Below are 14,360 nucleotides of genomic sequence, written 5' to 3'. Positions count from 1 at the left end.
ATGGTGTAGGAGTGCTCATTCTTCTGGGCGGCACGGGGGGCGTCAAGGGCAACCTTGTCGTCGCCGCCGCTTCGCTCGGGGGCTCGTTTCCGCAATCTCCGGCCAGGCCCGCGGTGCCTGCCCCGATCCGCGGGTGTTTCCCGCGCTGAGGTCCTATGCAGCAGGTTATCGCCTCTCACAGCGCCCGTCTCCGTCGTCTCCACGCGTTCCTGATGCTGGGCTGCCTGGCGAGCGCGGCGGCCCTCGCGAACGGCGCCTGCTCGTCGTCGGACGCGCCGCGGGACGAATGTTTCGGGGGGGTGATCATCAACGGCGTCTGCGAAGGCAAGTGCGAGCCGGAACTCTGCCTCCCGGGCAACGCCTGCGTCGGCAACCGCTGCGTGCTCAAGTGCAGCAGCCACCTGGAATGCACCCCGGGGCTCCAGGACTGTATGCCCGCCGAGGAGGACGACACAAAAGTCGGAATTTCCGTTTGTAAGCCAAACGGGAAAATGGTGGGTTTCGGTGCGCCATGTCCGTTCGGTCTCGAGTGCGGCCAGTTCGGGTACTGCCCTGATGATACGCCGTGCAACCCGGTGCAGTGCGGGGGTAAACCCGGCGAGTGCCAGCGCGACACCGCGGTGTGCGGCGACGATCCCGCCTGCTCCGCCGGCAAGTGCAGCGACGGCAGCCACTGCTTCATCCCGACCTGCTCCCCCGACGAGTGCACCTCGCACGGCCTGGAGTGCCTCGGCAAGGGAGAGGGCGACGCCGAGGCGTACTGCTCGCAGCTGCATTGCGCGAGCAACGCAGACTGCCCCGGCGGCTTCGAGTGCGCCGTGACCCGCGACCCTCACGCGATCTGCGGCACGGAGAAGGGGAATAGCAGCTTCTGCGGCGAGACCGACGAAGGATGCGTCGACCCGTCCATGTTCGGCGACCGCAACACCTATGTCGAGGGCTCGCTGTGCCTGCTGCGCAGCACCTGCGTCAAGCGCACGCAGTGCGCGCTGTGCAGCTCCGATCTCGACTGCTCGCTCGTTTCAGGGCAGCGCTGCGTCACGATCGACGGCGAGAGCCGGTGCGCCAGGTCCTGCAGCGAGGACGCCGACTGCGACCTCGACTACAGGTGCGAGGACGGCGCGTGCACACCGCGGTTCGGCGCCTGCGTCGGGAAGGGCAACTTCTGTGAGCCGTGCCGCAACGACATCGACTGCGGCGACGAAGACTCCACGATGGAGTGCACCACCACGCTGCGCGGCCAGCGGGTGTGCGTCGACGCGGCGCTCCCCATCCGGTGCACCGCGGAGGACGCGGCCGACGTCTGCCCGAAGTCGCCCAGCGGGCTCCCCGGCGCGTGCGTGTGCGTCGAGGTGAACTCGAGCAGGGAGTGCGTGGACTCGCGGTGCTATCTGCCGTCGCGCCAGCTCGACCCGGGCGACGAGGATTCCGTGGTCACCTCCTGCTGGTGAGGGAAGCGGCCGGACGCCGGGACGGCCGGTGCTCCGCGCGAGGCGAGGCGAGGCGAAATCGAGCGGCCGCGAGCGTGCCGCGCTCGCCGGTTGACGGGAATCCCGTGCGGTCCTAACTCCTCCGCCCCATGCCCATCACGAAGGATGCCGCCCTCGCCGCGCTCGCAAAGGTCATCGCGCCGGATCTCCAGCGCCCTCTCACAGACCTCGGGCGCGTCCGGGAGCTCTCGGTCGAGGGCGAGGCGGTTTCGCTCACCGTCGAGCTGACCAGCTACTTCAAGCAGCGGCTCGCTGCGGACATCGAGGCGGCGCTGAAGGGCGCCGGCGCGAAGGACGTCCGGATCGCGTGGGACATCGTCCTCCCGACGCGCACCATCCTCCAGGACGACCCGTCTCCGGGCGTGCGCAACATCGTCCTCGTGATGAGCGGCAAGGGCGGCGTCGGCAAGAGCACGGTCGCCGCCAACCTGACGCTGGCGCTGAGCCGCGAGGGGGCCAAGGTCGGCCTCCTCGACGCGGACATGTACGGGCCGAGCGTCCCGACCATGCTCGGCGTGATGGGACGCCCGACCTCCGCCGATGGCCAGAAGTTCCTGCCGCTCGAGCGCTTCGGTGTGAAGCTCATGTCGATCGGCTTCCTGCTGGAAGATCCGAGGTCGGCCGTCGTCTGGCGCGGACCGATGCTCCAGAACGCCCTGATCCAGTTCATGCGCGACGTGGAGTGGGGTGAGCTCGACTACCTCGTGCTGGACCTGCCGCCCGGGACCGGTGACATCGTGCTGACGATCTCCCAGAAGATGAGGACCACGGGCGCGATCGTGGTGACGACGCCGCAGGAGGTGGCCCTCCAGGACGTGTACAAATCGGTCTCGATGGCCCAGAAGGTCGGGATCGCCCTGCTCGGCGTGGTCGAGAACGAGAGCTACTTCGTGTGCGACGGGTGCAGCAAGCGGCACGAGCTCTTCGGCGCCGGCGGCGGGCAGAAGATCGCCGAGTTCGCCGAGGCGCCGCTGCTCGGTCAGATCCCGATGGATCCGGCCATCCGGGAGTGGGGCGACGCCGGCACGCCGGTCGTTCAAGCTGCTCCGGGCAGCCCGATCGCGCGAGCGTTCGTGGATGTGGCCGAGCGGCTGGCCGGCCAGATCAGCGCCCACAACCTCGCGAGCGGGGGCAGCCTGCGCATCGATCGGAGCGGGGGAACGAACAAGCACCTGCCCATCATGCGGTAGGCCCTCGCGTAAACGTCCCAGGTACGTTATGGTTCCGGCCCTTCCCCCCCATTGAACCGAGGGGGCCGCTGGAGAGAACGCGAACACGTTTCGCCCCCATCGGCATGCGTTGTCGCGCGAGGCGCGGATGAATACCCACGAAAATACCACCACGCCGGCGGACGCGCCGGCAGCTCCGGCCGACCAGGGCGGCCCGCTCGAGTCATCAAATGCTGCGCCCGAGCAAGCAGCGAACGCTGCGCCCGAGCAAGCAGCGAACGCTGCGCCCGAGCAAGCAGCGAACGCTGCGCCCGAGCAAGCAGCGAACGCTGCGCCCGAGCAAGCAGCGAACGCTGCGCCCGAGCAAGCAGCCCAGGCGCATGAAGGGGAGCTCACCTTCCCCTCCGAGGCGAGCGATGCGTCGGGCGGAGAAACTTCGCCGCAGGCGAGCTCGACCCAGTTCGAGGCAGCACCGGCCGCAGCGGTACCCACCGCCGCACCGGTGAGCGCCGACGACGATGACGACTGGGAAGAGCAGCCCGGCGACAACATCGGCAACCGCGTCCCCGGCCTGCCGCGGGATGATATTGGCAACCGTAAGCCCGGGTCCCCCCCGGGCAGGCGGAATCCTCCGGTGGCCGCGAAGCCTGCGCAAGCCGCGAAGCCCGCGCAAGCCGCGAAGCCCGCGCAAGCCGCGAAACCTGCGCTGGCGGGCGAAGCCGGCGCGGTCGCTCAGGCGGAGGGGGGCGCAGGAAAGAAGCGCCGCCGTCGCCGCCGACGCAAGGGCGCGGACGAGGCCGCTCAGCCGGGCGCCGAGGCAGCAGAGGCGAGCGACGCCGCGATCGACGCCGGCGACGCAGACCCGTCCGACGCTGCATCCGATGCTGCAGATGATGAGGGCGAGGAGGAGCAGGCGGCCGACGAGGCGGGGGGGCAGCCCCAGCCCGGAGGCGAGAGGCGCAAGCGGCGCAAGGGGCAGGGGGCGCCGCCGCTGCGCGATCGCCCCGCCTTCAGCATCGGCGAGGAAGTGTTTGGCAAGGTCAGCAAAATCACTGACCACGCCATCTGGATCGACATCGCCGGGAAGGCCACGGGTCTGTTCGACCGTCGCGAAATCCTCGATGAAGAGCCTCCCGTCGAGGGCGATCAGTTCATCGCGACGGTGGCGAGCACCGGCGTGCGCGGTGGCATGCTCCTCCTGTCGAGGGCGTCGGTGCAGCTCGACCAGGCGCGCGCGCACGCCGAGGCGGCGCTCCAGAGCGGCGAGCCGATCGAAGGGTTCGTGACCGGGGCGGTGAAGGGCGGGCTCGAGGTCGACCTCAGCGGCCTCCGCGCCTTCGCGCCGGCGTCGCACGTCGATCTGCGCCACGGCGCCGACCTCAACTACCTCGTGGGCCAGCGGCTCGACTTCATCGTGACGCAGTTCGCGAAGAAGGGGCGCGACATCGTCGTGTCCCGCCGCAAGATGCTCGAGGAGGAGAGCCGGAGGGCGCGCACCGAGGCGCTCACGTCGATCGAACCGGGCTCGCTGCACAAGGGCGTGGTGCGCAAGGTCGTCGCGTGGGGCGTGTTCGTCGCGCTCCCCGACGCCGGCGGCGTCGAGGGGTTGGTCCACATGAGCGAGGCGAGCCACGACCGCGGCGCCAAGCTGATGGACCTGTTCAAGCCGGGCGCGGAGATCGACGTGAAGGTCATGCGCGTCGACGACAAGGGCAAGCTCTGGCTGAGCCGCAAAGCCGCCACGGTCGATCCGTGGGACGCGGTGAAGGACAAGTACGCGGTCGGCACGCGCCACAAGGGCAAGATCGCCCGCTTGCAGCCGTTCGGCGCGTTCATCGAGCTCGAGCCGGGCATCGATGGGCTCGTTCATACGGCCGACCTCTCGATGAAGCCGATCCAGCACCCGGACGAGGTGGTGAAGGTTGGCGACGAGGTCGACGTGGTCGTCGCGAGCTGCGACGCCGCGGGTCGACGGATCGGGCTCCACCCCGCCCCGCCCGAGGGCGAGGAGACCGAGCCGCGCCAGCGCGTGCAGCAGGGCAAGGCGGTGAAGGTGGCCGTCACGCAGGTGACCGAAGGGGGGCTCGTCGTCCGGGTGCTCGGCGCGACGGGGCGAGCGGCCCGCGGCTTCATCCCGGCCGGCCACACCGGCACGCAGCGCGGCACCGACCTGCGCAAGGAGTTCCCCATCGGGGCCCAGTTCGATGCGAAGATCATCGAGGTGGATCCGCGCCGGGGAGAGGCCAAGCTGTCGATCCGTGCCCTCAAGGAAGACGCCGAGAAGCAGGCGTACCATCAGTACCGCGCCGGCGTCGCGCGCGAGGCCAAGTTCGGCACGTTCGCCGACCTCATGAAGAAGAGCTGATCCCGGGAGGCGCGCGCCGCCTCGCGGCCGCGCCTCCTCCTCCCACCGGCCGCCGCGCGCCGGAGGGGATCGCGCTACTCGCGCCCGAGCGCGTTCACCGGATCCATGCGCGCGGCCCGTCGCGCGGGGAAGAACCCGAAGACGATCCCGATCGCCGTGCTCACCCCGAGCGCGACGCCGAGCGCCGCCGGCTCGAGCTTCATCGGCCAGCCGAGGGCGCTGGAGAACCCGAGGATGACGCCGTACCCGAGCGCGCTGCCGACGATGCCGCCCAGCGTGGCGAGCACGAGCGCCTCGAGCAGGAACTGCAGCAGGATGTCGATCTCCCGGGCGCCGATGGCCATCCGGATGCCGATCTCCCGGGTGCGCTCGGTGACCGACACCAGCATGATGTTCATGACGCCGATGCCGCCGACGACGAGCGACACCGCCGCGATGCTGACGAGCAGCGCCGAGAGCGCCGCGAAGATCGCGTCCTGCATGGCCTGAAACTCCGCCTGGCTCCGGACGGCGAAGTCGTCCTCCTCGTCCTCGCCGATGCGGTGCCGCTGGCGGAGGATCGCCTCGGCCTGCAGCTTGGCGCGCTCGGACGTCTCCGCGGACGTCGAGCTCAGCAGGATCGCATGCACTTCCCCGGGCCGCGTGGCGACGACGTGCGACCGCATCGTGGTGATGGGCATCAGCACGATGTCGTCCTGGCTCTGCCCGAAGGGCGACGCCCCCTTCTCCTCGAGTACCCCGAGCACACGGTAGACCTGGCGGCCGATCCGCACCATCCGGCCGACCGGATCGAGCGCTCCGAACAGATCGCGCGCGGTCTGGGCGCCGATGACGACGACCTTCTCCGAGAGGTTCTCCGAGGCGGGGCTCCACGGCTCTCCCTGCGCCACCCTCCAGCTCCGGATCTCGAAGTAGTTGAGGCGCGTGCCGATGAGCGTCGGGCTCGCGTTCTGGCCCTCGTAGATGACCTGAGCGCTCGATCGGAGGAACGGCGCCACGATCCGGATGCTCGTCGACTCGCGCACCAGCGCCTGGCCGTCGAGCTCCGAGAGCCGGGCGCCGGTGGTGCTGCGGACGCCCGAGGCGCGCGCGGAGCGCGCGAAGACGATGAGCGAGTTGGAGCCGAGGTTCGAGATCTGCGCGTTGACGTTGGCGCGCGCGCCGCTCGCCAGCGCGGTGACGGTGACCACGGCCGCGACGCCGATCGTGATCCCGAGGATCGTGAGCCCCGCGCGGAGCTTGTTCCGGCGGACGGCGCGCAGCGCGATCACGATCGCCGACAGGACGCGGGTGAGCGTCGCGCTCATTCGTGCCTCAGGGCGGTGATGGGATCCTGGTGCGCGGCGCGCCGCGCCGGGAAGAACCCGAAGACGATCCCGATCGTCGCGCTCGTCCCCACCGCGATGACGACCGCGCTGACCGGCAACGTCATGTTCCAGCCGAGCGCCGCGGCGAGGACCTTGATCACGACGAGCCCCGCGCCGAGCCCCATGACGCCGCCGATGAGCGACAGGGTGATGGCCTCGACCAGGAACTGGACCAGGATGTCGCCCTCCGAGGCGCCGATCGCCATGCGGATGCCGATCTCACGCGTCCGCTCGGTGACGCTGACCAGCATGATGTTCATGACGCCGATCCCGCCGACGAGGAGCGAGACCGCGGCGATCGACGACAGGAGCATCGTCAAGGTGTCCAGGATCCGCTCCTGGGACGCCCGGAACTCCGCCTGCGTGCGGATCACGAAATCGGGCTCGTCGTCCGGCGCGATCTCGTGGCGCTGCCGGAGGATCCTGTCGATCTGCTCCACCGCGCGATCGACGGTCCGCTCGCTGGTCGCGGCGGCGACGAGCATCTGCACCTTGCCCGGCGCGCTCGGTACGACGCGCGACCGGAAGCTGCCGATCGGCATGAGCAGCCGGTCGTCCTGGTCTTCGCCGAACGGGGATTGCCCCTTCTTCTCGAGCACCCCGATCACCCGGAACGGGTGCTTGCCGATCCGGATGTACTGCCCCACGGCCTCGCTCGAGCCGAACAGGTCCTCCCGGACGGTCTCGCCGATCACGCAGACCTTCGCCTTGAGCTGCTCGTCCGCGTCGGTCCAGCCGTCGCCCTTGGCGACGCGGTACGAGAGGATCGAGAGGTAGCTCCGCGTCACGCCCATGACCTGGGTCGCGACGTTGGCCTCTCCGGCCACGATCTGCATCGAGGTCGAGCTGAACGGGCTCAGCGCGGCCACGCTTGTCGACTCCTTCAGGACCGCGAGCCCGTCGGCCTCCGACATCCGCACGCTCTCGCGGCGCCTCAGCCCGGAGGCCTGCGTCGACTGCGGGAAGATGTAGATCGAGCTCGCACCCAGGCCAGAGATCTCGCCCAGGATGCGGTTGCGTACGCCCGTCCCGAGCGCCACCACGATCACGACGGCCGCGACCCCGATCAGGATGCCGAGCACCGTCAGGGCGGCGCGGAGCTTCGAGCGGACGATGGCGCGCAGCGCGATCCGGACGGCGGCGAGGTAGCCCCTCACGGTGCCCGCTCGTCGCTCTCCGCCCCGGAGGGCGGCAGCGCGGCCAGGGCCACCGCCGCGTCGACGGGGCGCTCGTTCCTGAGATCGCTGCGGACCTCGCCGTCGCGCATCGTGATCACGCGACTCGCGCAGGCGGCGATGTCCGGTTCGTGCGTCACGAGGACGATGGTGATCCCGCCCCGGTTGAGCCGCTGCAGGAGCCCGAGCACCTCGTAGCTCGTGCGGGTGTCGAGGTTGCCGGTGGGCTCGTCGGCGAGGAGCAGCGGCGGGGAGGTGACGAGCGCCCGCGCGATGGCGACGCGCTGCTGCTGGCCGCCCGAGAGCTGGTTCGGCGTGTGGTGCAGGCGATCGGCCAGCCCCACCGCGCCGAGCGCCTCGAGCGCGCGCCTGCGCCGCTCCGCCACGCCGACGCCCCGGTAGACGAGCGGCAGCTCCACGTTCTCGAGCGCCGTGGTGCGCGGCAGCAGGTTGAAGCCCTGGAAGACGAACCCGATGAGGCGGTTCCTCACGATCGCGCGCGCGTCGTTGCTGCGTCGGGTGACGTCGAGCCCGTCCAGCCGGTATGTGCCCCGGGTCGGCCGGTCCAGGCACCCGACGATGTTCATCAGGGTGCTCTTCCCCGAGCCGCTCTGTCCGACGATCGCCACGAAATCGCCGTGCTGGATGGTCAGATCCACATGGCGAAGCGCCCTCACGACGACGGCCTCGGTCGTGTAGTCCTTGCCGACGCTCGCGAGCTCGATGAGCGGCTCGTCTCGGAGCACCGCGGCGACGCCTTGGCTCTGCGGCAGCATCACGCCTCAGAACAGCCGGGGGCCGCGCCCCCTGCCGCCCGATGACGGACTGTCGTTCTCGTCGGTGACGACCTTGACCGGCCCGAGATCGGTCGTGAGCGCGGTGAAGATGCCGTCGGTGATCCCGATGTCGACGACGCGCGGCTCGATCTTCTCCGCGCCCGGCGCGGCGTCGGCCAGCACGTAGACGCGGCCCTTCTTCGGCGGGAGCGGCTCGAGGGGTGGCGCCTTGATCTCCTTGCCGTCCTTGTCCCGCTCCGGGGCCGGCTTGAACCGGAGCGCCGCGTTCGGCAGCCGCCGCACCGCCCTGGCCTGGGCGGACCGGATGCTCACCGTGGCCGTCATCCCCGGCCGCAGCTTGACGTCGGGGTTGTCGACCTCGACCACCGCCGCGTACGTCACGACGCCGGACTGGTTGAGCGGGCTGTAGCGCACCTGGCTCACCGTCCCCCGGAACGTCTCGCCCGGGAAGGCGTCGACGCTGACGTCCGCCTCCATGCCCTCGCGGAGCCGACCGACGTCCGCCTCGTCGATGTCGGCGAGCACGCGCATCTTGCGCAGATCCTGGGCGATCACGAAGAGCGTGGGCGCCTGGAAGCTCGCCGCCACGGTCTGCCCGGGATCGATCGCGCGGCTGATGACGACCCCGTCGATGGGCGAGAAGATGCGCGTGTACTGGAGGTTCGTCGTGGAGGAGCGGAGCACCGCCCTGAGCTGCGCCACCTGCGCCTTCGCCGCCGCGAGGTCTGCGAGCGCGACGTCGTAGGCGCCCTGCGCCGTGTCCAGATCGGCCTGCGAGCCGACCCCCTCCGCGACCATCTTCTTCGCGCGGTCGAGCCGCTGCTTGGCGGTCCCCAGCGAGGCCTCGGAGCGCACGACGCTCGCGCTGGCCGCCTCGACCTGCGCCTGGTTCGAGTCGATCTGCGCCCCGAAGAGCGTCGGATCGATCTCGGCCAGCACGTCGCCGGCCTTCACGATGCTGTTGAAATCCACGTAAACCTTGGTGATTCTCCCCGAGACCTGCGCGCCGACCTGCACCTCGGTGAGCGGCTTGACCTGCCCCGTCGACTGCACCTCCTCGATCACGTCGCCCGTGGTGATGTCGCCCGTGACGTAGCGCGGCGGCGGCGGCGGCGTCGTCCGGATCCTCCACACGACGATCGCCGCGACGAGCGCGGCGATCGTCGCGAGGACGCCGAGCCGCCCGAGCCAGCGCTTCGTGCCCACCCGGGAGAGCTCCTGCTCCAGGCTCTCCTTCCCGCGCCCGGGAGGCGGTCCATCTGCGCGCGGGCCCCGGTCCGCTGCGGCGCCGTGCGGCGGAGGCGCTGCCGAGGCCGGTCGTATCCCGCCCGGCGGCGGCTCACCGGGGCGGACGCGCTCCGCTTCCGGGCTGGCCTGCGCAGCAGGGGCCGACGCGTCGAGAGGGTCGCGACCGGTCGCCCGAGCTATGGAATTGGCCATCGGACCTCCTCATAGCATGCCGCTATGCACGCGCGGCTCGCTTGAAACCGCGGAACCGCCATGGCAGACCAACCGCCGCCTATGGAGTCGCTGCCCATCGCAACGGACACGGTCGTCACGCTGTCCTACGTCCTCTACAACCAAAACGGCGAGACGGTGGACCAGGCGTCGACCGCGGAGCCGCTCGTCTACGTCCACGGATACGCCCAGATCGTGCCCGGCCTGGAGCGCGCCCTGGAGGGGCTGCGCGCCGGCGAGCAGCGCGAGATCACCGTCGAGCCGGCCGATGCGTTCGGCGAGCGCGAGGACTCCGGCGTGTTCGAGGTCGACAAGGCCGACTTCCCCGAGGCGGGCGAGGTCGAGGTCGGCGACGAGTTCGTCGCCGAGGGGCCGGACGGCGAGCCGGTCGCGCTCCGGGTTGTCGACATCCTCCCCGACGGCTTCCGGGTCGACACGAACCACCCCCTGGCCGGCCAGAAGGTGCGCTTTCAGGTCCAGGTCAGCGACGTGCGCGCCGCCAGCGAGGAAGAGATCGCAGAGGCCCAGACCGAGCTGGAAGAGCGCATCGAGGAGTCCGAGAGCGGGGGGTGCTGCGGTCACGATCACGACCATGACCATGACCATGAGCACGGCCACCCTCACGAGCACGGGGATGCAGACGTGCTCGTGACGCTCTCGAAGAAGTCGTCATAAACCCACCGCGAACGGGTGGGTTGTTCGAGGAGATCACATCATGACCGTAGGTGAGAAGGGCAAGCTGACGGAGCTGCAGCTTGATCGTCGGGTGCGCGAGCGCCTCCTGGCGAGCGGGACGCTCAGCGCCGCGACCATCGAGGCGCACCTCGCGAGCTTGCCGGATCAAGAGGAGCAAACCGAGTCGATCATCGTCGATCAGCCGGCGCTCGGCGCGTCAGCGCACGGGTCGCGGGTCGAGCCTGAGCTCGACGACGAAGGGTCAGAGTGAGCGACGCGCACGATCAAGAGGAGCTCCCTCCGCTCGGGAGCTCCGCGGAGCTGCCGACGCTCGACTTCTCGACGTTCGTGCTGTCGATCATCGGCTCCGCGTACGTGCACCTCGGCGACGCGCCCAGCCCTGACGGGAGGGAAGAGCAGAACCTGGTCCTGGCGCATCAGGACATCGACCTGCTCTCCCTGCTCCAGGAGAAGACCAAGGGGAACCTCACGGGTGACGAGGAGCGCCTGATCGAGCAGGCGCTCTACGATCTGCGGATGCGCTACCTCGAGGTCTCGAAACGCTCGTGATCGCCGGCGCCAGGGCTCTTTCCTGGGTCCTCCTCGCCTGCCTGATCGCCGCGTGCAACAAGGCCTCCCCCGGCCACTCTTCCGGCGCGAGCAGCTCCGCCGTCCCCTCGGGCGCCGTGCCGGTGGCGACCCCACCGCCGCCTCCTCCGGCGCCGCCCCCTCCTTCCATCGTCCGCTCCGAGGGCATGCCCGGCTCCTTCGCGCCGCTCGCGCGCAGGGCCGATCCTGCGGTCGCCACGGTCAAGGCCCGGGTCGAGCGACAGCAGCACCCGGGCGGCCGTCGCCGCACGGTCGCCGAGGGGCTCGGGACGGCCTTCGTCTATGATCCCGAGGGCTTTCTGCTGACGAACAACCACGTCATCGAGGGCGCGACCGACATCCTCGTGAGCTTCGTCGACGGCCGCGACATCAAGGCGACCGTCGTCGGCCGCGACAAGCACACGGACGTCGCCGTGCTGAAGGTCGAGGATCAGGGGCTCCCGTCGCTCCCGCTGGGCGACTCGGACACCATGGAGGTCGGCGACTGGGTGGTCGCGATCGGCAACCCCTTCGGCCTCTCCCACACGGTCTCGGCGGGCATCCTCTCGGCCAAGGGTCGCACCCGGGACGACGTGAAGGGGCTCGATCCGAGCGGCTACTTCAATTTCCTCCAGACGGACGCGAGCATCAACCCGGGCAACTCCGGCGGCCCGCTCCTGAACCTCAAGGGCGAGGTGGTCGGCATCAACGCGGCCGTGCGCGCCAACGCGAACAACATCGGGTTCGCGATCCCGATCAACATGGTGCGGCAGCTCCTGCCGATGCTGCTGCGCGACGGGAAGATCCGGCGGAGCCAGGTCGGGGTGATCGTCGACGTGCTCAACTCGATCGAGGCGGGGCGGCTGAAGCGGCCCGATCGAAAGGGGGCGTGGGTGAAGACCGTGGTGCCGGGGGGGCCCGCGGACCGGGCTGGCATTGCGCCGGATGACGTGATCGTCGGCTTCGAGGGACAGCCGATTTCCGACCCGAACGAGCTTCGGTGGATGGCGAGCATCGCCGGCGTGAGCAAGGTCGTTACGCTCCGCGTTGCCCGGCTCGAGCGGGTCTTCGATGTGCGCCTCACGCTTGGCGAGCTCCCCGAGCTCAACGAAGAGCCCGATGAGCCGTGAGCCGGGTGACCCCTGCCTTCTGCCCGGCACGCCCGCCGGCCGTGTGCCCGGCCAGGCCGTCTGCCGCGCGACGTTCCTTGTCCCCCAGCCTCCTCAGGTAAGCTGACCCCGTGGCCTCTGTACCTTCCTCCCCGGACGAGCTCGAGCCGGCCGCACCTCCCGGCCCTCCCGGCGATGCGCCGGGCGACATGGAAGGCGATCTCCCGTCCGCGGGGGGCGCACACCGCAGAGCGGAGCAGCTCCACGCGCGCCTGAATAGCGCTTCCGCCCGTGCGTCCAATCGCGAGGCACGACGGCGGGAAGCGGAGGAAGATCGTGAGCTCATCGAGCGGGCGCAGAAGGGGGACCAGGCGGCGTTCCGCTCGCTCGTGGAACGGCACCAGCGCAGGGCTTTCGCGATCGCGATGGGGCTCGTCCGCGACGAGAACGACGCCCGCGAGCTGGTGCAGGAAGCCTTCCTCCGCGTCTACAAGGGGCTCGGCTCCTTTCAGGGCGGCTCCTCGTTTTTTACCTGGCTCTACCGGATCGTCACGAACCTGGCGATCGATCTCATGCGGAAGCCAGGGCGCCGCGACGTCGAGCTTCAGGAAAACCAGGCAGCCGACGAGCAGTCCGATTTCCCGCTTGTCGCTCGGATCGACGGCGCCGACCCCCTCAACGTCGTCCGGCGCCGGGAAATCGCCGGGCGCATCCAGGCCGCGCTCGACGCGCTGCCCCCTTACCACCGAGGCGTGATCCTGATGCGGGAGGTCGAGGGGATGTCCTACGAGGAGATGGCGCAGGCGATGGAGGTCTCGAAAGGGACGATCATGAGCCGCCTGTTCCACGCCCGTCAGAAGCTTCAGCGCGCCCTTGCTGACTGCTACGCGGAGGAAGAGGGCAAGGCCGCCGCAGAGGACCCGGAGGAGATCGCGTGAGTACCGCCAACAGCAGCAAGGCGAATCACGGGGACGCGAGCACCCCGCCGACGGATCTGGAGCTGATGCTCTATGTCGACGGTGAGCTCGACGAGGCTCGCCACCGGCAGGTGGAGGATTACCTGCTCCATGACCCGCGCTGCCGAGCGAAGGTCGCAGGGCTCGTCACCGCAGCCGACATGATCCGGGACAGCGCGCTCGCCGCCAGCGCGGCCGACGGCATCGCCGACGGGGTCATGGCGAAGATCCTCGAAGGGCAGGGGGGGACCACGAAGGCCAGCGGAGGCGCTGTCGTGCAGCCGCTCGCGGCGTCGCCGTCGGGCGATGCGCCCCGCGCGCGGAGGCTCCAGGGGTCGCCGGCCAACGACAACGCGCGCGGGATCTTCGCGCTGACGGCGCTCGCCGTGGCGGCGGCCGCCGCGATGATGGTCTGGGGCCGGACGGGCGCGGAGGCGCCCAGCGCGGAGCTGACGGCGCCGGCACCCTCCGTGGTGCTCGCCCCCCCGGCAGCGGCGCCGGCGCACGAGCCCGCCGCCGTGCCGAGCGCCGAGGGCGAGATCGAGCCCGGCGTCGAGGTCGCCGCGGTCGACTTCGGGGCGCGCATGGGCACCATCTTCTACGTTCCGCGGGAGGCCGCGGCTTCAGGCCCGACGACCACGGTGGTTTGGCTCTCCGATGACGGTCCGGGAGGACAGTGATGAGATTTCTTGCGAGTGCGATCACCGCGATGATGGTCCTGGCGCTCGGCGCGAGCTCTTCCCCCGCCGTCGCGCAAGAGAAGGCGCCGGCCCCTGCTCCGGCGGCGCCCGCCGACGCCGCGATCACGTCCGAGGTCGTGGTCCTCCATGCGACGAACGACGGGACCGGCATCGATCCGAAGATCGGCAAGATGCCCGAGCTCGGGAAGCCGCCGTTCTCCGCGTACAACAGCTACAAGCTGCTCGATCGGCTGAAAATCAGCCTGCGGAAGGGTACGCCGACCACCACGAAGCTGCCGAACGGCAGCGTCCTCATGGTGTCGCTGAAGGACGTGGTGGCCGCGAAGAAGCAGGACGAGCCGAAGCGCTTCGTCGTCAGCGCGAGCATCCAGAAGCCAGGCGGCAACACGTTCCTGCCCCTGCTCGAGGTGAACGCGAAGGCCGGCGAGAGCTTCTTCGTGGCGGGTCAGCAGCACATGGGCGGCGTGCTCGTGCTCGGCATCAAGGTCGCGCCCTGAGCCGAGAGCGCTC

14 protein-coding genes are annotated in these 14,360 nt (G+C 70.2%); 10 read left to right on the top strand and 4 right to left on the bottom strand.

What is annotated here, in order from left to right:
* Positions 1-155: 155 nt before the first annotated feature.
* The 3 genes from WME75_RS37340 to WME75_RS37330 all read left to right on the top strand — a co-directional run bounded on the left by WME75_RS37340 (position 156) and on the right by WME75_RS37330 (position 5,024).
* Positions 156-1,451 carry a hypothetical protein gene (locus WME75_RS37340; protein WP_437481216.1) on the top strand — a complete coding sequence of 432 codons (1,296 nt, stop codon included), beginning with the start codon at positions 156-158 and terminating at the stop codon, positions 1,449-1,451.
* A 128-nt stretch (positions 1,452-1,579) separates the two neighbouring features.
* Positions 1,580-2,680, top strand: a complete 1,101-nt coding sequence (locus tag WME75_RS37335) for a P-loop NTPase (protein WP_437481213.1) — start codon at positions 1,580-1,582, stop codon at positions 2,678-2,680.
* A gap of 127 nt (positions 2,681-2,807) precedes the next feature.
* Positions 2,808-5,024, top strand: coding sequence for a S1 RNA-binding domain-containing protein (locus WME75_RS37330; protein WP_437481211.1), 2,217 nt, complete (start codon positions 2,808-2,810; stop codon positions 5,022-5,024).
* 74 nt (positions 5,025-5,098) lie between these two features.
* Here the strand turns inward: WME75_RS37330 and WME75_RS37325 are convergent, their stop codons facing one another.
* Genes WME75_RS37325 through WME75_RS37310 form a run of 4 tightly spaced genes read right to left on the bottom strand, consistent with a single transcriptional unit; the run spans position 5,099 to position 9,803 of the window.
* The gene (locus WME75_RS37325; RefSeq protein ID WP_437481208.1) at positions 5,099-6,331 is read right to left on the bottom strand and encodes an ABC transporter permease; all 1,233 of its coding nucleotides are present in this window, start codon (positions 6,329-6,331) and stop codon (positions 5,099-5,101) included.
* A complete protein-coding gene (locus WME75_RS37320; protein WP_437481206.1) occupies positions 6,328-7,548 on the bottom strand; it encodes an ABC transporter permease in 1,221 nt (406 codons plus the stop codon). The genes WME75_RS37325 and WME75_RS37320 overlap by 4 nt, the downstream gene beginning before the upstream one ends.
* A complete protein-coding gene (locus WME75_RS37315; protein ID WP_437481204.1) occupies positions 7,545-8,342 on the bottom strand; it encodes an ABC transporter ATP-binding protein in 798 nt (265 codons plus the stop codon). Before WME75_RS37315 ends, WME75_RS37320 begins: the two co-directional genes overlap by 4 nt.
* A 6-nt stretch (positions 8,343-8,348) precedes the next feature.
* Positions 8,349-9,803, bottom strand: a complete 1,455-nt coding sequence (locus WME75_RS37310) for an efflux RND transporter periplasmic adaptor subunit (RefSeq protein WP_437481202.1) — start codon at positions 9,801-9,803, stop codon at positions 8,349-8,351.
* An 81-nt stretch (positions 9,804-9,884) separates the two neighbouring features.
* On the opposite strand from WME75_RS37310, the gene WME75_RS37305 reads away from it, so the two are divergent.
* From WME75_RS37305 to WME75_RS37275, 7 genes are all read left to right on the top strand, one after another.
* A complete protein-coding gene (locus WME75_RS37305; RefSeq protein WP_437481199.1) occupies positions 9,885-10,496 on the top strand; it encodes an FKBP-type peptidyl-prolyl cis-trans isomerase in 612 nt (203 codons plus the stop codon).
* A 40-nt stretch (positions 10,497-10,536) separates the two neighbouring features.
* Entirely contained in the window at positions 10,537-10,767 is a 231-nt protein-coding gene (locus tag WME75_RS37300; RefSeq protein ID WP_437481196.1) for a hypothetical protein, read from the top strand.
* Positions 10,764-11,066, top strand: coding sequence for a DUF1844 domain-containing protein (locus WME75_RS37295; RefSeq protein WP_437481193.1), 303 nt, complete (start codon positions 10,764-10,766; stop codon positions 11,064-11,066). Before WME75_RS37300 ends, WME75_RS37295 begins: the two co-directional genes overlap by 4 nt.
* Positions 11,063-12,214, top strand: a complete 1,152-nt coding sequence (locus WME75_RS37290) for a S1C family serine protease (protein WP_437481190.1) — start codon at positions 11,063-11,065, stop codon at positions 12,212-12,214. Before WME75_RS37295 ends, WME75_RS37290 begins: the two co-directional genes overlap by 4 nt.
* Before the next feature lie 110 nt (positions 12,215-12,324).
* Positions 12,325-13,131, top strand: coding sequence for a sigma-70 family RNA polymerase sigma factor (locus WME75_RS37285; RefSeq protein WP_437481188.1), 807 nt, complete (start codon positions 12,325-12,327; stop codon positions 13,129-13,131).
* Positions 13,128-13,829: an anti-sigma factor family protein gene (locus WME75_RS37280; RefSeq protein WP_437481185.1), complete on the top strand. Its 702-nt coding sequence runs from the start codon at positions 13,128-13,130 to the stop codon at positions 13,827-13,829. Before WME75_RS37285 ends, WME75_RS37280 begins: the two co-directional genes overlap by 4 nt.
* The gene (locus WME75_RS37275) at positions 13,829-14,347 is read left to right on the top strand and encodes a hypothetical protein (RefSeq protein WP_437481182.1); all 519 of its coding nucleotides are present in this window, start codon (positions 13,829-13,831) and stop codon (positions 14,345-14,347) included. The genes WME75_RS37280 and WME75_RS37275 overlap by 1 nt, the downstream gene beginning before the upstream one ends.
* Positions 14,348-14,360 lie beyond the last annotated feature (13 nt).

This window comes from Sorangium sp. So ce1014 (genome assembly GCF_051521505.1).
In the GTDB taxonomy this organism is placed as follows: Bacteria; Myxococcota_A; Polyangia; order Polyangiales; family Polyangiaceae; genus Sorangium.
The sequence above is the reverse complement of the archived record's forward strand: the minus strand, read 5'-3'. Positions and strand labels throughout refer to the sequence as shown.